Origin of the sequence: Amycolatopsis sp. NPDC049688, from assembly GCF_040674975.1 — a bacterium.
Taxonomy (GTDB): Bacteria; Actinomycetota; Actinomycetes; order Mycobacteriales; family Pseudonocardiaceae; genus Amycolatopsis.
In genome coordinates, this window is record NZ_JBFANY010000007.1 from 103,127 (window position 1) to 123,032 (window position 19,906).

General features: G+C 71.7%; 22 protein-coding genes. 8 read left to right on the forward strand and 14 right to left on the reverse strand.

The genetic code is table 11. From position 1 onward, the window contains the following. Nucleotides 1–263: 263 nt before the first annotated feature. From tesB to AB0J55_RS23790, 4 genes are all read right to left on the reverse strand, one after another. A complete protein-coding gene (gene tesB, locus AB0J55_RS23775) occupies nucleotides 264–1,157 on the reverse strand; it encodes an acyl-CoA thioesterase II (RefSeq protein ID WP_364252243.1) in 894 nt (297 codons plus the stop codon). 36 nt (nucleotides 1,158–1,193) lie between these two features. Beyond that, nucleotides 1,194–2,618: a pyruvate kinase gene (gene pyk, locus AB0J55_RS23780; RefSeq protein ID WP_364252246.1), complete on the reverse strand. Its 1,425-nt coding sequence runs from the start codon at nucleotides 2,616–2,618 to the stop codon at nucleotides 1,194–1,196. A 92-nt stretch (nucleotides 2,619–2,710) separates the two neighbouring features. Then, the gene (locus tag AB0J55_RS23785) at nucleotides 2,711–3,376 is read right to left on the reverse strand and encodes a DUF2461 domain-containing protein (RefSeq protein WP_364252249.1); all 666 of its coding nucleotides are present in this window, start codon (nucleotides 3,374–3,376) and stop codon (nucleotides 2,711–2,713) included. Nucleotides 3,377–3,430: 54 nt separating this feature from the next. Then, nucleotides 3,431–4,645, reverse strand: coding sequence for a glycoside hydrolase family 18 protein (locus tag AB0J55_RS23790; protein WP_364252252.1), 1,215 nt, complete (start codon nucleotides 4,643–4,645; stop codon nucleotides 3,431–3,433). Between the two features lie 157 nt (nucleotides 4,646–4,802). Here AB0J55_RS23790 and AB0J55_RS23795 point away from each other — a divergent pair, with 157 nt between their 5' ends. Continuing rightward, on the forward strand, nucleotides 4,803–5,102 hold the full coding sequence (locus tag AB0J55_RS23795) for a metalloregulator ArsR/SmtB family transcription factor (protein ID WP_364253068.1): 300 nt from the start codon (nucleotides 4,803–4,805) through the stop codon (nucleotides 5,100–5,102). 12 nt (nucleotides 5,103–5,114) lie between these two features. On the opposite strand, the gene AB0J55_RS23800 is transcribed toward AB0J55_RS23795, so the two are convergent. Further along, on the reverse strand, nucleotides 5,115–5,441 hold the full coding sequence (locus AB0J55_RS23800; RefSeq protein ID WP_364252255.1) for a helix-turn-helix domain-containing protein: 327 nt from the start codon (nucleotides 5,439–5,441) through the stop codon (nucleotides 5,115–5,117). A gap of 69 nt (nucleotides 5,442–5,510) precedes the next feature. Between AB0J55_RS23800 and AB0J55_RS23805 the strand changes: the two genes are divergently transcribed. Further along, nucleotides 5,511–5,987 carry a group II truncated hemoglobin gene (locus tag AB0J55_RS23805; protein WP_364252258.1) on the forward strand — a complete coding sequence of 159 codons (477 nt, stop codon included), beginning with the start codon at nucleotides 5,511–5,513 and terminating at the stop codon, nucleotides 5,985–5,987. 33 nt (nucleotides 5,988–6,020) lie between these two features. Next, complete coding sequence (locus AB0J55_RS23810; protein ID WP_364252261.1) at nucleotides 6,021–7,457, forward strand: aromatic amino acid ammonia-lyase; 1,437 nt, start codon at nucleotides 6,021–6,023, stop codon at nucleotides 7,455–7,457. Between the two features lie 259 nt (nucleotides 7,458–7,716). Here the strand turns inward: AB0J55_RS23810 and AB0J55_RS23815 are convergent, their stop codons facing one another. Further along, nucleotides 7,717–8,742, reverse strand: a complete 1,026-nt coding sequence (locus AB0J55_RS23815; protein WP_364252264.1) for a 6-phosphofructokinase — start codon at nucleotides 8,740–8,742, stop codon at nucleotides 7,717–7,719. Between the two features lie 283 nt (nucleotides 8,743–9,025). Between AB0J55_RS23815 and AB0J55_RS23820 the strand changes: the two genes are divergently transcribed. Then, nucleotides 9,026–10,108 carry a 3-deoxy-7-phosphoheptulonate synthase gene (locus AB0J55_RS23820; protein ID WP_364252267.1) on the forward strand — a complete coding sequence of 361 codons (1,083 nt, stop codon included), beginning with the start codon at nucleotides 9,026–9,028 and terminating at the stop codon, nucleotides 10,106–10,108. Between the two features lie 157 nt (nucleotides 10,109–10,265). Here AB0J55_RS23820 and AB0J55_RS23825 read toward each other — a convergent pair whose 3' ends face one another. Continuing rightward, entirely contained in the window at nucleotides 10,266–11,375 is a 1,110-nt protein-coding gene (locus tag AB0J55_RS23825) for an NAD(P)/FAD-dependent oxidoreductase (RefSeq protein ID WP_364252270.1), read from the reverse strand. A 68-nt stretch (nucleotides 11,376–11,443) separates the two neighbouring features. On the opposite strand from AB0J55_RS23825, the gene AB0J55_RS23830 reads away from it, so the two are divergent. After that, a complete protein-coding gene (locus AB0J55_RS23830) occupies nucleotides 11,444–12,142 on the forward strand; it encodes a TetR/AcrR family transcriptional regulator (protein WP_364252273.1) in 699 nt (232 codons plus the stop codon). On the opposite strand, the gene AB0J55_RS23835 is transcribed toward AB0J55_RS23830, so the two are convergent. Both AB0J55_RS23835 and AB0J55_RS23840 read right to left on the reverse strand, forming a co-directional pair. Continuing rightward, nucleotides 12,114–12,602, reverse strand: a complete 489-nt coding sequence (locus AB0J55_RS23835; RefSeq protein WP_364252276.1) for a polyadenylate-specific 3'-exoribonuclease AS — start codon at nucleotides 12,600–12,602, stop codon at nucleotides 12,114–12,116. The two genes, AB0J55_RS23830 and AB0J55_RS23835, sit on opposite strands and share 29 nt — an antisense overlap. 17 nt (nucleotides 12,603–12,619) lie before the next feature. Further along, nucleotides 12,620–13,381, reverse strand: coding sequence for a lysophospholipid acyltransferase family protein (locus AB0J55_RS23840; RefSeq protein WP_364252279.1), 762 nt, complete (start codon nucleotides 13,379–13,381; stop codon nucleotides 12,620–12,622). A gap of 214 nt (nucleotides 13,382–13,595) precedes the next feature. Here AB0J55_RS23840 and AB0J55_RS23845 point away from each other — a divergent pair, with 214 nt between their 5' ends. From AB0J55_RS23845 to AB0J55_RS23855, 3 genes are read left to right on the forward strand one after another with little or no spacing between them, the layout of a single operon-like run. Continuing rightward, nucleotides 13,596–14,363, forward strand: a complete 768-nt coding sequence (locus tag AB0J55_RS23845; protein ID WP_364252282.1) for an alpha/beta fold hydrolase — start codon at nucleotides 13,596–13,598, stop codon at nucleotides 14,361–14,363. Continuing rightward, nucleotides 14,360–14,860, forward strand: coding sequence for a hypothetical protein (locus AB0J55_RS23850; protein WP_364252285.1), 501 nt, complete (start codon nucleotides 14,360–14,362; stop codon nucleotides 14,858–14,860). The genes AB0J55_RS23845 and AB0J55_RS23850 overlap by 4 nt, the downstream gene beginning before the upstream one ends. Nucleotides 14,861–14,871: 11 nt before the next feature. Further along, nucleotides 14,872–16,011, forward strand: coding sequence for a glutamate--cysteine ligase (locus AB0J55_RS23855; protein ID WP_364252288.1), 1,140 nt, complete (start codon nucleotides 14,872–14,874; stop codon nucleotides 16,009–16,011). Here the strand turns inward: AB0J55_RS23855 and AB0J55_RS23860 are convergent. From AB0J55_RS23860 to AB0J55_RS23880, 5 genes are all read right to left on the reverse strand, one after another. Further along, the gene (locus tag AB0J55_RS23860; protein ID WP_364252291.1) at nucleotides 16,008–16,850 is read right to left on the reverse strand and encodes an NUDIX hydrolase; all 843 of its coding nucleotides are present in this window, start codon (nucleotides 16,848–16,850) and stop codon (nucleotides 16,008–16,010) included. The two genes, AB0J55_RS23855 and AB0J55_RS23860, sit on opposite strands and share 4 nt — an antisense overlap. Before the next feature lie 77 nt (nucleotides 16,851–16,927). After that, a complete protein-coding gene (locus AB0J55_RS23865; RefSeq protein ID WP_364253071.1) occupies nucleotides 16,928–17,866 on the reverse strand; it encodes an ROK family protein in 939 nt (312 codons plus the stop codon). Between the two features lie 15 nt (nucleotides 17,867–17,881). Further along, nucleotides 17,882–18,343, reverse strand: a complete 462-nt coding sequence (locus AB0J55_RS23870; RefSeq protein WP_364252294.1) for a hypothetical protein — start codon at nucleotides 18,341–18,343, stop codon at nucleotides 17,882–17,884. Further along, nucleotides 18,340–19,467, reverse strand: coding sequence for an ArsA family ATPase (locus AB0J55_RS23875; protein ID WP_364252297.1), 1,128 nt, complete (start codon nucleotides 19,465–19,467; stop codon nucleotides 18,340–18,342). Before AB0J55_RS23875 ends, AB0J55_RS23870 begins: the two co-directional genes overlap by 4 nt. 1 nt (nucleotide 19,468) lies before the next feature. Further along, the gene (locus tag AB0J55_RS23880) at nucleotides 19,469–19,906 is read right to left on the reverse strand and encodes an SRPBCC family protein (RefSeq protein WP_003074379.1); all 438 of its coding nucleotides are present in this window, start codon (nucleotides 19,904–19,906) and stop codon (nucleotides 19,469–19,471) included.

Consider the following 19,906-nt stretch of genomic DNA (forward strand, 5'->3'; position numbering starts at 1 on the left):
CACCGGATCTGCAATTTGCAAAATGCTCTTGTACGCTCGCACCCTGCACTGCAACGGGCGCTCGACAGTCGGCCGCCTGTGGCTTCAACCGGCCTCTGAGCAGGGTAGACGATGATCGCACGAAGTGCCGCCCGGTCGCCGGGCGAAGGGGTCCGGGGCCGTCCCCCGATCGGTCCCGGCCCCCTCACGTGGGCCGAATGCCCTTTTCCCGCGACCAATATTCGAGCTATTCATCGCCCGGAAGGGTGATTTCCCGGCGAACTTCACAAGACGCGCAAGAGTCCTTCTTGGACGACCGTCGCGATCAGCGTGCCGTCCTGCGCGAAGAACCGGCCGGTGGCCAGACCACGGGCCCCGGACGCGGTCGGCGAGGCGCTGTCGTAGAGGAACCACTCGTCGGCGCGGAACGGCCGGTGGAACCACAGTGCGTGGTCGAGGCTGGCGCCGAGCACCTTGTCGGTGTCCCAGTAGACGCCGTGGCGCGCGAGCACCGAGTCCAGCAGGGTCATGTCGGAGGCGTAGGTGAGCACGCACACGTGCAGCAGCTGGTCGGCGGGCAGCTTGCCGTCGGCGCGCATCCACACCCGGTTGCGGGCGGGCCGCTCGCCGGTCTCGCGGGTGATCCACGGCGGCTCGTTGACGTACCGCACGTCGATCGGCCGCGGCCGGGCGTGCGCGCCGATCGCGTAGCCCTCGGCGCGTTCCATCAGCGTCGGCAGCGTCTCCGGCGCCGGGACGTCCGCCGGCATCTCCTCGGCGTGTTCGATGCCCGCCTCGTCGGTCTGGAACGACGCCGAGAGCGAGAAGATCGCCTTGCCGTGCTGGATCGCCACCACCCGGCGGGTGGTGAACGACCGGCCGTCGCGGATCCGGTCGACCTCGTACACGATCGGCACGCTGGGGTCACCGCCGCGGATGAAGTACGCGTGCAGCGAGTGGACCCGGCGTTCCTCGGGCACCGTGCGCCCGGCCGCGACCAGCGCCTGGCCGGCGACCTGCCCGCCGAACACCCGCACCGGCGAGTGGGCGGGCGAGACGCCGCGGAAGATGTTCTCTTCGATCTTCTCCAGGTCGAGCAGCGCGATCAGGCGGTCGAGCACCGGCTGGCCGCCACCGGGGGTTTCCTGTTCGGCGGCGGCCCTGGCCATTTCAGTCATGGCCAGACCTTATGCGCTGAACGGGTGACGCGTCCCTTATGCGTGGTCGTCTTCACCGAGGCGGTGCACGCGGATCAGGTTGGTCGACCCGACGGTGCCCGGCGGCGAGCCGGCCACGATGACGACCAGGTCGCCCTTCTGGTACTTGCCCATCTCCAGCATGGCGTGGTCGACCTGCTGGATCATCTGGTCGGTCGAGTTGACCTGCGGGACGATGTGGGTGTTGGTGCCCCAGGTCATCGACAGCTGGCTGCGGACGCACTCCTCGGGGGTGAACGCCAGCAGCGGCAGCCGGGTGTGCAGCCGCGCGAGGCGGCGCACGGTGTCACCGGACTGCGTGAACGCGACCAGGGCCTTCGCGTTGAGCCGCTCGCCGATGTCGCGGGCGGCGTAGGAGATCACGCCGCGCTTGGTGCGCGGGACGTGCGACAGCGGCGGCACGATCGGCGAGTCGGTCTCGACCGCCTCGATGATCCGGCCCATCGTCTGCACGGTCTCGATCGGGTAGCGGCCGACGCTGGTCTCGCCGGACAGCATCACCGCGTCGGTGCCGTCGAGGACCGCGTTCGCGACGTCGGAGGCCTCGGCGCGGGTCGGCCGGGAGTTGTTGATCATCGACTCGAGCATCTGCGTCGCGACGATGACCGGCTTCGCGTTCTCGCGGCAGATCTGGATGGCGCGCTTCTGCACCAGCGGGACCTGCTCCAGCGGCAGCTCGACGCCGAGGTCGCCGCGGGCGACCATCACCGCGTCGAAGGCCAGCACGATGGCTTCGAGGTTGTAGACGGCTTCGGGCTTCTCGATCTTGGCGACGACCGGCAGCCGGCCCTTGCCGACCCGGTCCATCACCTGGTGGACCAGGTCGATGTCGGCCGGCGAGCGGACGAAGGACAGGGCGATGAAGTCGACGCCCAGCTCGAGCGCGAACTCGAGGTCCTCGATGTCCTTGTCGGAGAGGGCGGGCACGGAGACGTCCATGCCGGGCAGCGAGACGCCCTTGTTGTTGCTGACCGGGCCGCCTTCGGTGACCTCGCAGACCACGTCCGGGCCCTCGACCTTGCGGACCACCAGGCCGACCTTGCCGTCGTCGACGAGCAGCCGGTCACCGGGCTTGGCGTCCTTCGCCAGGCCCTTGTAGGTGGTGGAGACGCGGTCGTGGGTGCCGGCGACGTCCTCGACGGTGATCCGGACGATGTCGCCGTTGTGCCACTCGACCGGACCGCCGGCGAACGTGCCCAGGCGGATCTTCGGGCCCTGCAGGTCGGCGAGGACGCCGACCGCCCGCCCGCTCTCGGCGGCCGCGGACCGGATGAGGTCGTAGACCTCCTTGTGGTCGCTGTGGCTGCCGTGGCTGAAGTTCATTCTGGCCACGTCCATGCCGGCATCCACCAGGGCCCGCATTTTCTCCGGGGTCGCGGTGGCGGGGCCCAGGGTACAAACGATCTTCGCGCGTCGGCTCACGTCCACATAGCGTAGACCCTCTTCGCGCGTTCGTCTGTACCGATCCCGAATGTTCAAGAAGATGTTCAGAAACCTGCGGGCTCAGATCACCCTCAGCGACGGGGCTGTTCGCTGGGGCCGACCCGGTCACGGGCCCATTCGTTGAACTCCCGAAGCTGCCGCCAGGCCTTGCGGACCCGGTCGAGGGCGCCCCGTTCGTGCAGGACGTCGTCGGGCTCCCAGCCGCGGACGGCGTACACCGAGCGGTAGCGCAGCAGGTCCAGGCGCGGGTGGTCGGCGTCGAACCCGCGCGGCTTCGACTTGAGCCGGTCGCCCTTGACCTCCCAGCCCGCCCGTTCCAGCTTGGCGAGGATCTTGCGCAGGGCCTCGCCGTGCAGCTCCGTGTCGACCGCCTTGCGGAACCGGGCGACCTGGTCGGCGGCCAGGTAGAAGCAGCCACCGCCGACGCGCAGGCCCTCCGGCCCGACCTCGACGTAGTAGGCGCCACCGCCGCGGCCCTGCTCGATCACCCCGCCGCAGTGGGTCTTGTACGGCGTCTTGTCCTTGGCGAACCGGACGTCCCGGTAGGGGCGGAACACCTTGGGCTCGCCGAAGCCGTCGGAGAACTCGGGCGCCAGCTCGGCCAGCAGCGCCTCCATCGGGGCACGGACGTCGGACTTGTAGGTCTCGACGTGGTCGTCCCAGTAGGGCTTGGAGTTGTCCTCGACGAGGCCGTCGTAGAAGTCGATGGCGTACTCGCCGAATCCGCTGAACTTCACGCGGACGACAGTAAACGGGGGCACCGACGGTTTTCGCCGGTGCCCCCGCGCTCGCTACTTCGCGACGGCGGTGATCAGCTCGCCGTTCGCGGTGTCGCCCGACAGCTCCCAGAACATCGCGCCGCCCAGGCCCTGGGCCTTGGCGTAGGAGATCTTGCCCGCGATGGTCGCCGGGGTGTCGTAGCTCCACCAGTTGCTGCCGCACTTGGCGTACGCGGTGCCGGCGATCGTGCCGGTCGCCGGGCAGGACGTCTTGAGGACCTTGTAGTCCTCGATGCCCTGCTCGTACTTGCCGGGTGCCGGGCCGGTCGCGGTGCCGCCCGGGGCGCTCTGCGTGACGCCGGTCCAGCCGCGGCCGTAGAACCCGATGCCCAGCAGCAGCTTGCTCGACGGGACGCCCTTGCTCTTGAGCTTCTGGATCGCCGCGTCGGAGTAGAAGCCGGCCGTCGGGATGCCCGAGTACGAAGTCAGCGGCGAGTGCGGGGCCGTCGGGCCCTGGGCGGCCCAGGCGCCGAAGTAGTCGTAGGTCATCACGTTGTACCAGTTGACGTACTGCGCCGCGCCGCCGTAGTCGGCCGCGTCGATCTTGCCGCCGCTCGTGCCGTCGGCGGTGATCGCCGCGGTCACCAGCTTCGACCCGAACTTCGCCCGCAGCGCGCTCATCAGGTTCTTGAACGCCGCCGCGCCGCTGGTGTCACAGCTCAGGCCGCAGGCGTTCGGGTACTCCCAGTCGATGTCGATGCCGTCGAAGACGCCGGCCCAGCGCGGGTCGTTGACCAGGTTGTAGCAGGAGTTCGCGAACGCCGTGGGGTTCTGGGCGGCCTGCCCGAAGCCACCCGACCACGTCCAGCCGCCGAAGGACCAGAGCACCTTGAGGCCGGGGTGCTTGGCCTTGAGCTTCTTGAGCTGGTTGAAGCTGCCGGCGAGCGGCTGGTCCCAGGTGTCGGCGACGCCGTCGACGCTGCCCGCGGCGTCGTAGGTCTTCTGGTAGTCGGCATAGGCGTCGCCGATCGCGCAGCCGCCGTTCGTCACGTTGCCGAACGCGTAGTTGATGTGGGTCAGCTTGGCCGCCGAGCCCGACGTCTCGATGTTCTTGACGTGGTAGTTGCGGTCGTAGACCCCCCATTCGGTGAAGTAGCCGACCACCTTGCCGACGGACGCCTCGGTCGCGGCGGTGGCGGCCGGGGCGGTGACCCCGCCCGCGACCAGGCCCGCGGCGGCCGCCACGGTCAGCAGGGCCGAGAAGCTTTTCCTGCGGAATCGGGACATGCGTTCTCCCTCCGGGGAATTACTCACGGCGTCGGTGCCGGAGTGGTGGGGACCACACTCACCGTAAGTGGACTAGACCACTAGGTCAATGGTTCAGACCACGGCAGATCCACATTCCTTGACAGGAATATGCCCGGCGGAGCACATTTCAGGGGTGATGCAGACTTTCGACGTCCTCGCCGAGCCCCGGCGCCGGTCGATCCTCGACCTCCTGCGCGACGGCGAGCGGTCGGTCGGCGAGCTGGTCGAGCAGCTGGAGCTGAGCCAGCCCGCGGTGTCCAAGCACCTGCGGGTGCTGCGCGAAGCCGGGCTGGTGACGGTCCGGGTGGCGGCGCAGCGGCGGTGCTACGCGTTGCGCCCGGAACCGCTGGCCGAGGTCGACGCCTGGCTCGCGCCCTACCGCCGCTTCTGGTCGGACCGGCTGGACGCGCTGGAACGCCGACTCGACGAGACCTGAGCCGCCCGGTCCTCAGCCGAAGGTGATCCCGCGTTCCGCCGCACGGCGCTCGCCCCACTCGTACAGCGCCGTCAGCGCGGGCCGCAGCTCCTCCCCCACCTCCGTCAGGTGGTACTCGACGTGCGGGAGCCGGCCGTCGAACTCCTCGCGGCGGACGATGCCGTCCGCGGCGAGCTCGCGCAGCTGCTGGGTCAGCATCTTCTCGCTCACCCCCGGCATCCGGCGCCGCAGCTCGCCGTAGCGGTGGGCCCCCTCCTTCAGGTGCGCCAGGATCACCGGTTTCCACTTGCCGCCGATGAGGTCGACCGCCAGTTCCGTCGCGCAGTGGTACCGCTTCATCCCGCTCTCCCCTACGCACCGGAAAGTACGTGGTTGCCCGGCCGGGGAACCACTGGTTGCCTGGTGCGGGTGATCGTGCCAAAAACCACGCCGACCCTCTACGACTGGGCCGGTGGCCACGAAGCCCTCGTGAAGCTGCTGACCGTCTTCTACGGCCACGTCGTCGAAGATCCGCTGCTCGAACCGGTCTTCCGCCACATGGACCCGCACCACGCCGAGCACGTCGCCGTCTGGCTCGGCGAGGTTTTCGGCGGGCCGGCCGAGTACTCCGCGAGCCACGGCGGGCACGCCCACATGATCGGCCGCCACCTCGGCCGCGGGATCACCGAGGAGCAGCGCCGCCGGTGGGTGACCCTGCTGCTCGACGCGGCCGACGAGACCGGACTGCCCGGCGACCCGGAGTTCCGGGCCGCGTTCGCCGGTTACCTCGAGTGGGGCAGCCGCCTGGCCGTCATCTTCTCCGCCCCCGGCGCCGAACCCGACCTGCACGAGCCCGTCCCGCACTGGGACTGGCCGGTGCCGCCCTGGCAGCCGCCGTCGTCCTAGCCGCATAGTGAGGGCAGTCGGAAGGAGGCTGCCTTGATCCGGGTGGACGGCCGGACCCTGCGGTGCGCGGACGTGGTGGCCGCGGCGCGCACCGAGGGCCCGTTGGGCATCGACGTCTCGATCGCCGCGCTGCGGCAAGCCGAGCACGCGTGGAAGCTGGCCGAAGACCTGAGCACGCGCCGGGTGGTCTACGGCCGGACCACCGGCGTCGGCGCCAACAAGGACGACTCCGTCGAAAGCTCGACCGAGCACGGCCTGCGGCTGCTGCGCAGCCACGCCGGCGGCAGCGGTGACGAGATGCCGCCGGGGCACGTGCGCGCGATGCTGCTGATCCGGCTCAACCAGCTGCTGGCCGGCCGGTCCGGGATCAGCCCCGAGCTGATCGGCGCGCTGGCCGAAGCGGTCCGCACCGGCGCACGGCCGCTGGTGCACCGGCTCGGCGCGATCGGCACCGGCGACCTCGCCCCGCTGGCCGAGGCGGCGCTCGCGCTGACCGGCGAGCGGCCGTGGGTCACCGGGGACGTGCCCCCGGTGCCGGTGCGGGCGGGCGACGCGCTGGCGTTCATGAGCAGCAACGCGGCAACGCTCGCCGAAGCGACCCTCGCGGCGATGCGGCTGGACACGCTGACCAGGGCGAGCCACGCCGTCGCGGCCTTGACGTACGTCGCGCTGGACGGCAACCCCGAGGCGTACGCGACGCCGGTGCACGAAGCGCGTCCGCACGCCGGGCAGGTCGCCTGCGCGGCCGAAATGCGGCGGCTGCTGGGCATGCACCAGACGCCCAAGCCGGGACGGCGGCTCCAGGACCCGTTCGGGTTGCGGGCGTTCCCGCAGGTCCAGGGCCCCGCGCTGGACGCGATCCACTACCTGCGGGACGTCCTCGCCGTGGAGATCAACGCGAGCACCGAGAACCCGATGATCTCGACGGTGCACGGCGACGCCTACCACCACGCGCACTTCCACACGGCGTACGTGTCGACGGCGCTGGACCAGGCCCGCGCGACGGTGCACCAGGTGGCGGAGCTGTCGGTGGCGCGGCTGGGCGACCTGGTGGAGCCGGAGTTCACCGGCCTGCGGCCGTTCCTGGCGGCGGGGCCGCCGGGCAGCTCGGGCGTGATGATCCTGGAGTACGTGGCCCACGACGCCCTGACGGAGCTGCGCCAGGCGGCGCTCCCGGCCACGCTCGGCACGGCGGTGGTCTCCCGCGGCATCGAGGACCACGCGAGCTTCTCGACCCAGGCGGCCCGCGCGGCGACCGCGGCGTGCTCGGCGTACCAGCAGGTGCTGGCGTGCGAGCTGGTGGCGGCGGTGCGGGCGTTGCGGATGCGGGAGGCGGACCTGGTGGAACTGCCGGTGCGGGACGCGTTCGAAGCGGCGTCGGCCGTGCTGGATCCGAGCGTCGACGACCGGCCGCTCACCGACGACATCGCCGCCGCGGTCGGCGTGCTGGAGCGGCTGGCCCGCATCTAGGCGTGAACCCGGATCGCCCGTTCCGTGCCGCGGCGGGACGAGCCGGTGTGTGCCGCACCCGGCTGCCCCCGCGGACCTGCCCGCGGACGCCGACGCCATGCTCGCCTACCTGCACAAGAGCACCTACGGCGAAGGACACCACCGGCCGTCCGGTCCTCGGGATCACCTGGAACAGCACCACCCTGCACGGGATCGGCAACCCCTGAACGCGCGAAGGGCCGCCCCGGGGCTTCCCGGGACGGCCCTTCGGCGGGGCAACTCAGCCGAAGAAGACTTCGGCTTCCTGGTAGCGCTCGACCGGGACCGTCTTCAGCTCGGCCGTCGCCTCGGACAGCTTCACGCGGACGATGTCCGTGCCCTTGAGGGCGACCATCACGCCGAAGTCGCCGTCGGCGACCGCGTCGACCGCGTTGAGGCCGAAGCGGGTGGCCAGCACGCGGTCGTAGGCCGTCGGGGTGCCGCCGCGCTGGACGTGGCCCAGCACGACCGCGCGGGACTCCTTGCCCGTGCGGTGGGCGATCTCGTCGGCCAGCCAGGTGCCGATGCCGCCCAGGCGGACGTGCCCGAAGGCGTCCTTCTCGCCGGTCAGCAGCTTCTCCTCGCCGCCCTCGGGCAGCGCGCCCTCGGCGACGACGATGATCGGCGCGAACTCCTTCTCGAAGCGGCGCTCGACCCAGGAGACGACCTGGTCGACGTTGAAGTGCTTCTCCGGCACCAGGATCACGCTCGCGCCGCCGGCCAGGCCGGAGTGCAGCGCGATCCAGCCGGCGTGGCGGCCCATGACCTCGACCACGAGGGCGCGGTGGTGCGACTCCGCCGTGGTGTGCAGCCGGTCGATCGCCTCGGTCGCGATGGAGACCGCGGTGTCGAAGCCGAAGGTGTAGTCGGTGGCGCCGAGGTCGTTGTCGATCGTCTTGGGTACACCGACGACGCCGACACCGTCGTCGGTCAGCCGCTTCGCGACGCCGAGGGTGTCCTCGCCGCCGATCGCGATCAGCGCGTCGACGCCCTGGTCGGCGAGGACCTGCTTGATCTTGTCGACACCGCCCTCGACCTTGTACGGGTTGGTGCGCGAGGACCGCAGGATGGTGCCGCCGCGGGTGAGGATGTCCTCGACGTCGTTCAGGCCCAGCGGGCGGCTGTCGCCGGTGAGCGGGCCGTTCCAGCCGTTGCGGAAGCCCACGAAGTCCCAGCCGTGCACCTCGATGCCCTTGCGCACCACCGCGCGGATCACCGCGTTGAGCCCCGGGCAGTCGCCGCCGCCGGTCAGCACACCGACACGCATGAGAAGCCTCCGTCTGTTCTCGGGAGATGACAGTCACATTTCGTCAGACGCCAGCGTAGCGGCTCCCGTCTTGATCGGTGCAGGGCATACCACCTGCCGGATCGGTCCTCGTGACGGCTGTGCTACGTTGATGCGCATGCAGCGCTATTTCTGGTTTACGAAGCCGGCCCCGGGTGGGCACGGCGGCGTGAACCTGCGCTGACTCCCACCCCGAGCCGGATTTCGCAACCGGCTCGGCGAGTCCCCCGCGGGTCGGTGTCCACCAGGAAGGAACACCCCCGCCATGACGCTCTCCGCCGGACCGGCCACCATCGGTGATCTCGATGCCGCGCGCACCACGTCGATCAGCCCGCTCATTTCGCCCGCGCTGCTGCGCGAAGACCATCCGGCCGATGCCGCCGTCGCGAAGGTCGTGCGCCACGGCCGCGCCGAGACGGTCGACATCCTCGAGGGCCGCGACGACCGGCTCCTCGTGGTGGTCGGCCCGTGCTCGGTGCACGACCCCGAGGCGGCCCTCGACTACGCCCGCCGGCTGGCCGCGAAGGCCGAGGAGCTGCGCGGCGAGCTGCACGTCGTGATGCGCGTGTACTTCGAGAAGCCGCGGACGACGCTGGGCTGGAAGGGCCTGATCAACGACCCGGACCTCGACGGCACGTTCGCCGTCAACAAGGGCCTGCGGATGGCGCGGAAGCTGCTGCTCGACGTCTCGGCGCTGGGCCTGCCGGTGGGGTGCGAGTTCCTCGACCCGATCACGCCGCAGTTCATCGCGGACATCGTGACGTGGGGCTCGATCGGCGCGCGGACGGCGGCGAGCCAGGTGCACCGCCAGCTGTGCAGCGCCCTGTCGATGCCGGTGGGCATCAAGAACTCGACGGAGGGCGACGTCCAGGTGGCGATCGACGCCACCCGCGCGGCGGCGGCCAGCCACGTGTTCCCGGGCATCAACACCGACGGCCTGGCGGCGCTCCTGACGACGTCGGGCAACCCGGACTGCCACGTGATCCTGCGGGGTCACAACGGGGGACCCAACTACGACGCTTCGACTGTGGCCGACACCCTGGCGCGGCTGGCGAAGGCGGGGCTGCCGGAGCGGGTGATCATCGACGCTTCGCACGGGAACAGCGGCAAGGACCACGTGCGGCAGGGTGCGGTGGTCCGGGAGCTGGCCGAGCGGATCGCCGGTGGGGAACGCGGGATTTCGGGGCTGATGATGGAGAGCTTCCTGGCCGGGGGGCGGCAGGAGCTTTCGCTGGGGCACGCGGAGGAGCTGACCTACGGGCAGTCGATCACGGATGCGTGCTTGGCTTGGGACGACACGGCGCCGCTGCTCGACGAGCTGGCTTCGGCGGTGCGGGCGCGACGCTGAGGGTGCCGGTTCCGGGCCCCCGGTGGTGTGCGCACCACACGGGGGTCCCCGCCCGGGGGATCCCCGGTTTTCACGTTACCGGTGGCCACCGACAGTTTTCGTCCGTGCGGCCGGACCGCCACCCCGGCCCGGCCGCACGACCCCCACCCCCGGTACCTCAACCCGGCTGAAAAAACTCCAGCAGCCGCTGCGCCGCATCCGGGGACATCAGCAGCTCCTGCATCCCCGCCGACATCCGGGCCGCGGCGCCGGTTCTCTCGAACATCTCGCGCTCGTACTCCTCGATCGCCGCCGCCTGGTCGTCCGGGTGGGCCACCAGGGCCAAAGCCAGCAGTGCGCCGTCCAGCAGGGCCATGTTCGCCCCCTCGCCCACCGGGGGCATCAGGTGCGCCGCGTCGCCGAGGAGCGTCACGTCCGGGCGGCTCGGCCAGGTCAACCCGACCGGGAGCGTCTTGAGCGTCCGGGGGGCCACCCGGTCGTCGCACGCCTCGATCAACGCCGTGATCCCGGCGTCCCAGCCGGGGAGCAGTTCGATCAGGCGGGCACGGACCGCCGGGGGGTCGTCGAAGCGGATGCCGGTCGTCTCGAACCAGTCCTCCGGGGTGTTGTAGAAACTGATGCCGATGCGGACGCGGCCGTCGCCGTTGCGCTGGGCCGCCAGGGAAATCCCGTCGCCGAAGACCCAGTAGTTGCCGCGGCCCACCATGGCCGCCAGGCCGGGGTGCGTGCGGTCGACGTCGGGGATGCCGAGCTCCACGACGTTCTGGCCGAGGTGCGCCGGGCGGGCGTCGGTGAGCAGGGCGCGGACGCGGGAGTTCGCGCCGTCCGCGCCGACCAGCAGGTCGTACCGCGCGCTGCGGCCGCCGTCGAAGTGCACCACGCCGTCGGCAGCCGACTCGTACGCGTGTCCCCAGCGGACCGTGCCCTCGGGAAGCGAGTCCAGCAGCAGGTTGCGCAGGTCGGCGCGGTCCACTTCGGGCCGCAGGAGCGGTGCGTCGTCGGGCGTGTCCTCCTGCAGCAGCAGGGTGCCGTCCGGTTCGAGCAGCCGCATGTCCTGGCCCTCGCCGCGCGCGATCGCGAAGAACTCCTCGAGCAGACCGGCTTCGCGCAGCGCGCGCTGTCCTGAGTGGATGTCGAGCATGCTGCCCTGGTCGCGGGCGTCGCGCGCCGGTTCGCGCTCGTACACGGCCGCTTCGATGCCGTGGACGTGCAGGACCCGGGCCAGAGCCAGGCCGCCCATGCCGGCTCCGATGATGGCGATGGTCATCGTCGTCCCTTCGATACGCTGTATCTCTCAATACACTGTATCGCGAAAGGCGATGTATCGTCCCCGGCATGTTGGTGTGGGAACGACCCGAGCCGCCGGGGCGGCCGGCGCCGGCGCCGCTGAGCCGGGAGGCGATCGTCCGGGCGGCGGTCCGGCTGGCCGACGCGGACGGCCTGGACGCGGTGTCACTGCGGAAGGTCGCCGGCGCGCTGGACGTCGGGCCGATGCGGCTGTACGGCTACATCGACACCAAGGAGGAATTGCTCGACCTGATGGTCGACGCGGTCTACGCCGGGATCCGGCCGGACGGCGACGGCTGGCGCGAGGTGCTGCGCTCGCTGGCCGAAACCACCCGCCGGGCCGTGCACCGGCACGAATGGCTCGCCGACCTGCTCGGCGGGCGGCCCCAGCTCGGGCCGAACACCCTCGCGAGCGGCGACGCCGTCCTGACCGGGCTGAAGGACCTCGACCTGGACATCGCCGTGCCGGCGATCTCCGCGGTCAACGCGTACGTGATCGGCGCGGTACGCCGGGAGATCGCCGAACGCCGGGCCGAGCGGGCCAGCGGGCTGGACCAGCGCCAGTGGCAGGCCGCCTACGGGCCCTACCTGGAGCGCGTCTTCGCCGCCGGCCGGTTCCCCGCGGTGGAGTCGATGGTCCGCGACGGCCCGCACCTGGACGCCGGCGAAACCTTCCGGGCCGGCCTCGAGTTCCTCCTCGACGGCGTCGCCGCCCGGATCAGCGGCGGTGGAAGTACTCCTCGATGACCGCCCAGCGGGCCAGGTTGTGCTTCGCGTCCGCGAGCGCGTCGTGCTGGTCGGTGGGGGCGGCCGGGAGCTTCGGCTTGCCCGCGTCCTCCCAGCGCTGACGCAGGTCGCGGGTGAACCGCGGCAGCTGCCGCGGCAGGGCGGGCATCGGGCCCCAGAGCTGGGCCAGCGCCACGTGGTCGTACGCGGCGAACCAGGCCCACAGCTCGATGCCGCCGGGCGGCTTGCCGAAGAACTCCAGCAGGTCGGCGCGGATCTTCTCGCGGCTGCGCCACGCGCGGTCGGCCGGCGAGGGCAGCTTGTCCAGGACGTTGTCGCGGACCCACTGACCGGCCTTCGAGGGGTCGAACTCCGTCGAGACCGCGTAGAACTCGCGGCCGTTTTCGTCCACCACTCCGATCGACACCAGATCGATGGTCACGCCGTCTTCGATGAACTCGGTGTCGTAGAAAAAACGCACTGGTGAACAGTAGTAGGTCAGCCGACCTTCGAATCCGGCACCCGGGCCGCGTCGCGTGCGGCCGGCTGGGACGGCACCTTCGGCTTCACGCCGGCCGCTTCCGCCGCGAGGAGTTCCTTCGCCTTCGCCGCGTAGATGTCGACGTACTCCTGGCCGGACAGCTCCATGAGCGCGTACATGATCTCGTCCGTGATGGACCGTTCGATGAACCGGTCACCCGCGAGGCCCTCGTAGCGCGAGAAGTCCAGGGGCTTGCCGAAGCGGACTTCGAGGCGGCGCGGCCACCACATCTTCGAGCCGATCGGGTTGACCTTGTCGGTGCCGATCATCGCCACCGGGATCACCACGCCGCCGGACTCCAGGGCGATCCGGGCGACGCCGGTCTTGCCCTTGTAGAGCCGGCCGTCCGGGGACCGGGTGCCCTCCGGGTAGATGCCGAGCAGGTGGCCGGCCTTGACCAGGCGGATCGCGGTGTCGAGCGCGGCCTGCGCGGCGTTGCCGCCGGACCGGTCGATCGGGAACTGGCCGACGCCGGTGAAGAACCACTTCTTGAGCGTGCCCTTGAAGCCGGGCTCGGTGAAGTACTCGGACTTGGCCGGGAAGGTGACCTTGCGCTTGACCCGCAGCGGCATGAAGAAGGAGTCGGCGACCGCCAGGTGGTTGCCGGCCAGGATCGCGCCACCGGTCTCGGGGATGTTCTCCGCGCCGACGACCTTGGTCGGCCACAGCGTCTTGAGCAGCGGTCCGATGAATACCCACTTCATGAGCCAGTACAGCACCGGTGCCTCAGTCCTCCATCGCAGCCGCAGCCCCTCGTCCACCCGAGACGAACAGCGTACGAACACCGGTGGCCGCCGCACAACGCAGACCACCCGGTTACCACTTCGGCAGCGATCGATCTCACAGCGAATTCCGGGCCCGGGCGGAGCCCCACAACGTCCGCCGGCCGTGAGAGCATGGAGGGACTGCCCCGCTCACACGGAAGGCGATCGCATGGGCGTGCTCGCCGGCGCGGAACCGTTCGGCCACACCGGTTCGGCCGATACCGGGTTCCTGCTCTGCCACGGGTTCACCGGTACCCCGGCGAGCATGCGGGCCTGGGGTGACCACCTGGCCGGAGCCGGGTTCACGGTGCGCTGCCCGCTGCTGCCGGGGCACGGGACCCGCTGGCCGGACCTCAACCGCACGACGTGGGAGGACTGGTACGGCGCCGTCCGCGAGGCCCTGCTCGCGCTGCTCTCGACGTGCCGGACCGTGTTCGTCGGCGGCCTGTCGATGGGCGGCACGCTCACCCTGCGCCTCGCCGAGGAGTTCGGTGACCGGATCGCCGGGATCGTGCTGGTCAACCCGTCGGTGACGCGGCTGAAGTGGGACACGAAGCTGCTGCCGGTGCTGGGCCGGATCGTGCCGTCGGTGCCGGCGATCGCGAACGACATCAAGAAGCCGGGCGAGACGGAGCTGGCCTACCCGCGCACGCCGGTGCGGGCCGCGGCGAGCCTGGCGAAGCTGTGGGCCGTCGTGCGCGCCGACCTGGCGAAGGTGACGCAGCCGGTGCTGCTGCTGCACTCGTCGGTCGACCACGTCGTCGAGCCGGTGAACTCGCAGCTGGTGCTGCGGGGTGTCTCGAGCACCGACGTCACCGAAGTCGTGCTGGAGAACAGCTACCACGTGGCGACGCAGGACAACGACGCCGACGTGATCTTCACGCGCAGCGTCGAGTTCGCGAAGGCGCACGCCGCCCAGCCGGAGGAGACCGCATGAGCCGGGGGAAGGACGGGCCGGAGGACGTCGACGCGACGTTCGCCGAGATCGTCGCCGACCTGCGCGCCGGCGGGTTCGGGCTGCCCGAAGAGGACACCGCCGACGCGGCCGGCACCGCGGGAGCCGAGTCGCGCAAGACGCCCGAGCGGCCCGCCGAGCCGCCGGCCGTGGAGACCCCGCCGGAGCCCGGCTGGCGCTCCGGCGGCACGTCGTGGGACACCACGATGTTCTCCGACGACCCGGCGGACGACGACGAGCACTACGTCCCGCCGGAGCCGCCGCCGCTGCCCCGGCCGAAGATGGGCGCGTTCCTCATCCTGCTGCTGTTCCTGGCCGGGCTGTTCCTGCTGATCCTGCCCGGCGCGATCGGCGTCGGCCCGACGGTGGCGACGCCGCTGGGCATCCTCGCGCTCGCCACCTCGATCGCGCTGCTGCTGCTCCGCGTCCGGCAGGGTCCGCCGCCGGGCGCGGACCCCAGCAACGGCGCCCAGGTCTGACGCGGACGGCGATGCACATCGAGTTCAGCCCTTCGCGGCGATCGACCGTCGGCGCGGAATGGGAGCTCGGCCTGGTCGACCGCCGCAGCGGCGAGCTGTCGTCGGTGGCCGAGCAGATCCTCGAGGCCGTCCGGCCCGACGGCCGGGCCGAGCACCCGAAGATCAAGCAGGAGCTGCTGCTCAACACGATCGAGATCATCACCGGCGTCTGCGACACGATCGCCGAGGCCAAGGCCGACCTGAACGACTCGCTCGACGTCGTGCACGGCGTCGCCGACCCGCTCGGCGTCGAGATGTTCTCGGCCGGGACGCACCCGTTTTCGAACTGGTACCAGCAGAAGGTCACCGACAAGGAGCGCTACGCCAAGCTGATCGACCGCACCCAGTGGTGGGGACGGCAGATGCTGATCTACGGCGTCCACATCCACGTCGGGGTCGACCACCGCGAAAAGGTGCTGCCGGTCCTCGACGCGCTGCTCAACTACGCGCCGCACCTGCAGGCGCTGTCGGCTTCGTCGCCGTACTGGGGTGCCGAGGACACCGGCTACGCGTCGAACCGGGCGCTGATGTTCCAGCAGCTGCCGACGGCCGGGCTGCCGTTCCAGTTCCGGAAGTGGGCGGAGCTGGAGAGCTACGTCGAGGACATGTTCACCACCGGCGTGATCGACAGCTTTTCGGAGATCCGCTGGGACATCCGGCCGTCGCCGAAGCTCGGCACGATCGAGATGCGCGTCTGCGACGGCCTGCCGACGCTGGAGGAGGTCGGCGCGATCGCGGCGCTGACGCAGTGCCTGGTCGACGACTTCGTCGAGCGCCTGGAAGACGGCGAAGTCCTGCCGACCCTGCCGCCGTGGCACGTCCAGGAGAACAAGTGGCGCGCGGCCCGCTACGGCACGGACGCGATCGTCATCCTGGACGCGGCCGGGCGTGAACGGCTCGTCACCGACGACGTGGCGGACCTGCTGGACCGGCTGGAGCCGGTCGCGCGGCGGCTCGACTGCGTCGCGGAGCTGCGGGACGTCGAGACGATCCTGCGGTACGGGCCCAGCTACCGGCGGCAGCGGGCGGTGGCGGAGCGGCACAAGGGCAGCCTGAAGGCCGTCGTCGCGTCGCTGGTCGCCGAGATGCGCGACGGGATCGCGAAGGATTAGAGCGCGTCCAGCTGCGTGCGGAGGGTGCCGGGGCCGAGGATCGACGCGCCGAGGGCTTCGACGCGCCGCTTGAGCTCCCGGTCGGCCGTCGCGACGAGCGTTTTGCCCTTCTGCTGCGCGACGACCTCGACGATCTTCGAGTCGCCGTCGGTGTCCGCGGCGACGACCTCGACCCCCGGCGTCGACGCGACGTGCTTGGCCTTGCCCTCGACGACCAGGATGATCCGCGGCCACCAGGTCACCGAGGTGTGGTCCGGGTCCGGCACGCCGGCTTCGGCGAGCTTCGCGAGCTGGTCGCGGAGGCGTTCGGCGGCGCCGTGCCGGTCACGCCACCAGCCGTCCGGGCGCGAGCCGACGACGTTGGCGGCGTCGACGACCAGGACCAGCTCCTGCCCGACGCGGTCCCGCAGGTCCGGCCAGGCGGCGGCGAAGTCGCGGTGCAGGGGGTAACCGGGGACGTCGTCGGGATCCACCCAGCGCACCTCCGCACTTTCGGTGTTGGCGACCCGCGCCTCGGCGCCCTCGGCGAGGGCGAGGACGGTGGTGTAGCTCCAGTCCCCATGGTCCACCACGGAGGCCGACACCGCTCGGAAGGCTTCTGAAGGCACGGAGGCTTCTTCGAAGGCTTCGCGGGCGGCTGCTTTGACGGCGGTTTCGCCCGCTTCGATGGCCCCGCCGGGCAGCGCCCAGGTGCGGCCGTGGTGCACCCACCAGGCACGGCGCTGCAGGAGGACACCGCGGGCGGGGTCGACGAGCAGGAGACCGGCCGCACCGTAGCGGCCCCAGTGCACGTGCCCGCAGGAACAGCGGACGAAGACGCTCGCGGACAGGTGACTCACCGGTCCAGCGTGTCACAGGTCGGCCGCGAAGCACCTCTCCGCGGACGCCGGGCCCTTCCGGCGGCGAGACCAGCTGCTCAGACCGGGGTCTTCGCCGCCTCCAGCGCCAACGCCGCCGCGCCGACGATCGCCGTGTCGTCGCCCAGGTGAGCGGTCCGGATCCGCGCCAGCGGCCGGTGCCGCGCCCCCGTGATCGCCCCGGCGTAGTGCTCACGGGCCTCGTCCAAAAACAGGGGTGCCGACTCCGACACTCCCCCGCCGATCACGATGATCTCCGGGTCGAACACGTCCGCCACCAGGGCCAGGCCCTCGCCGAGCCACTTGGCCAGCTCCGCCATCGCCAGCTGGGCGATCGGGTCGCCGTCGCGGGCCGCGCCGGCCACCCGGCGGCCCGTCACCGAACCCGGGTCGCCCGCCACCTGGGGGGCCAGGACCGTCGAGCGGCCCGGGTGGCGGGCCAGGAGCTCCACCGCCGTCGCCGCCAGGGCCGTTCCGCTGCAGTACCGCTCCCAGCAGCCGTACTTGCCGCACGGGCAGGGGCGGCCGCCGCGGACCACCGTCAGGTGGCCCAGCTCCGGGGCCACGCCGTACGCGCCGCGGAACAGCTTGCCGTCCAGCAACAGCCCCGCGCCGATGCCCGTGCCCAGCGCCACCAGGGCCGCCACGTGGGCGCCGCGGGCCGCGCCGAACCGGTGCTCACCCACCATGGCCGCGTTCACGTCGTGCTCCAGCAGCACCGGGAGGCCGACCCGCTTCTCGATCCGGTCCGCCACCGGGGCGCCGCGCCAGGCCAGGTGCGGGGCGAACATCACCGACCGGCGGTCCCGGGCCACGAAACCCGCCACCGCCAGGCCCACCCCGGACACCTCGTGACGGTTGCGCAGGTCCTCGACCACCCCGGCGATCGCGTCCTCGAGCGCGCCTTCCTCGGTCGGTGTCGCGACGCGGGCCGTGTCGAGCAGGGAGCCGCGTTCGTCCACCACGCCGGCCCGGACACTCGTCCCGCCGACGTCCACCCCTATCGTCCGCACTCAGCTCTCCCACTCGTCGCGCCGGCGGACGGCGATGTGCTGCACCCGCGGCGATGTCCGCGGGTCCGCGGGCCGCGGCGCGGGCCGGAACCCGGGCATGTGCACGCCCTCCTCCGGCTCCCAGCGGTCCGCGAGCACCGCGCGCAGCAGGGCGACCAGGTGGGCGAGCTGCTCGGCCAGCCGCGCGACCAGCTCGGGCCGCTCACCCCGCACCACCGCGACGATCGCACACAGCGGACACCAGCCGCACGCCGAACCGTCCGGTTTCGCCTCATCCGGAGTCCCGTAACCACCGGGGCTTCGCCCCGGGCCGGGGGCTCCGCCACCCGGAACCCCCGAAAAGAAGTTGCCGTGCCCGGCCGCGAGCAACCCCTCGAGCCACGGCGCCGCCTTCTCCGCGACCATTTCGGTGAGCAGGCGGATCTCCTCCGCCAGGCGCGGCCCGTGTTCCTCTTCGCTCACCCGAGTCCCCGGTTCCCGGCCAGGTGCACGACCAGGCCGTCGGCGTCGGATTCCGCGCCGGTGATCCGGCACGGCCGCAGCGGCTCCGGCAGGGCGATGAGCCTGCGGAAGCCGTCCACGGTGATCGCCAGGTCGTCGTCGACGCGGGCGAGGTCGACCTCGGCGTCCCGCGCGAGCGGGATCGCGACGCGCAGGGTGTACCCGCCGTCGGCGGGCCGCACGCGAAGCAGCGGGGTGACGGGCGCGCCGTCGCCGTCGAGCGGGTCGCCGCCGCGGTACAGCTCGGCGGCGATCTCCAGCAGCGCGGGCAGCCCCACCGGCTCGGCCGCGCGGTGCTCGACCCGGGTGACCGGCGCGATCCCGGCCGCGGCGAGGTCCGCGAGCACGGCGTCCTGCTGGGTCCGCCGCGTGCGCAGCCAGGAGGCAGCGGCGCCGCGCCAGATGCCGGGCGCGGGCATCAGCCGGTTGGCGATCAGGCCGTCGACGGCGATGCCACGCAGGGCCAGCGAGCTGAGCGTGCGCCGCGCTTCGGCGACGACCACCCGCTCCGGCGTCAGGACCAGCCGGACCGTCGTCACTGCCGGGTCGGTGAGCAGCCCGCGCAGGCCGTCGAGATGGGCGCCGAGCCGGCGCACGGGCTCGGAGACGCGGCGCCCGAACGCGCGGGTCAGGTAGCCGGAGACGGCTTCGGGCAGGGCCAGCAGCCGCAGCGTCTCGGCCGTCGGCCCGCAGTCGACGACGACGGTCTCCCACGGCCCGTCCTCGGCCAGCCGGCGGACCTCGGTCAGCGCGAGCAGCTCGTCGACGCCGGGCAGCACGGTGAGCTCTTCGGCGTCGAGGTCGTCCAGGCCCGCGCCGGCCAGCACCGCCCGCAGCTGGCCGCGCAGCCCTTCCCAGGTGGCGTCCACCAGGGAGCGCGAATCGACCTGCACACCGGACAGGAGCGAATCCACTTCGGACGGTTCGGCGCCGAGCGGGCGGCCGAAGGCGTCGCCGAGCGAATGCGCCGGGTCGGTGGACACGACGAGGGTCTTCCTGCCGCGGGCGGCGAGGGCGGCGCCGGTGGCCGCGGCCAGCGTGGTCTTCCCGACACCCCCCTTGCCGGTGAACAGCAGGATCCGCACGCTACCCCTCAGCCCGCTTCTTGAGCTCCTTCAGCGCGGTGTCCATGACCATCTTCTCGGCCTTGCGGCGCAGCAGGCCGATCATCGGCAGGGCCAGCTCGACCGACAGGGTGTAGGTGACCCGCGTCCGGCCGCCGCCGAGGTCGGCCAGCGCGTAGCGGCCGTTCTGCGCCTTCTGCATCTGGCCCTTGACCAGGTGCCAGCTGACGCCGAGGCCGTCTTCGTCCCAGTCGTACTCGAGGGTGTAGACGTCCTTGATCGGGCCCGCGTCGAGGGTGAGCTTGACCTGCTTGGCCCGCCCGCCGGCGTCGGTGTCGAGGACCTCGGTCTCCCGGACGGCCTTGGCCCATTCCGGATAGGCGGGGAAGTCGGCGATCACGGCCATCACCCGGCTGGGCTCGGCGTCGACCTCGATGGACTGTGTGGACTGCTCGGCCAT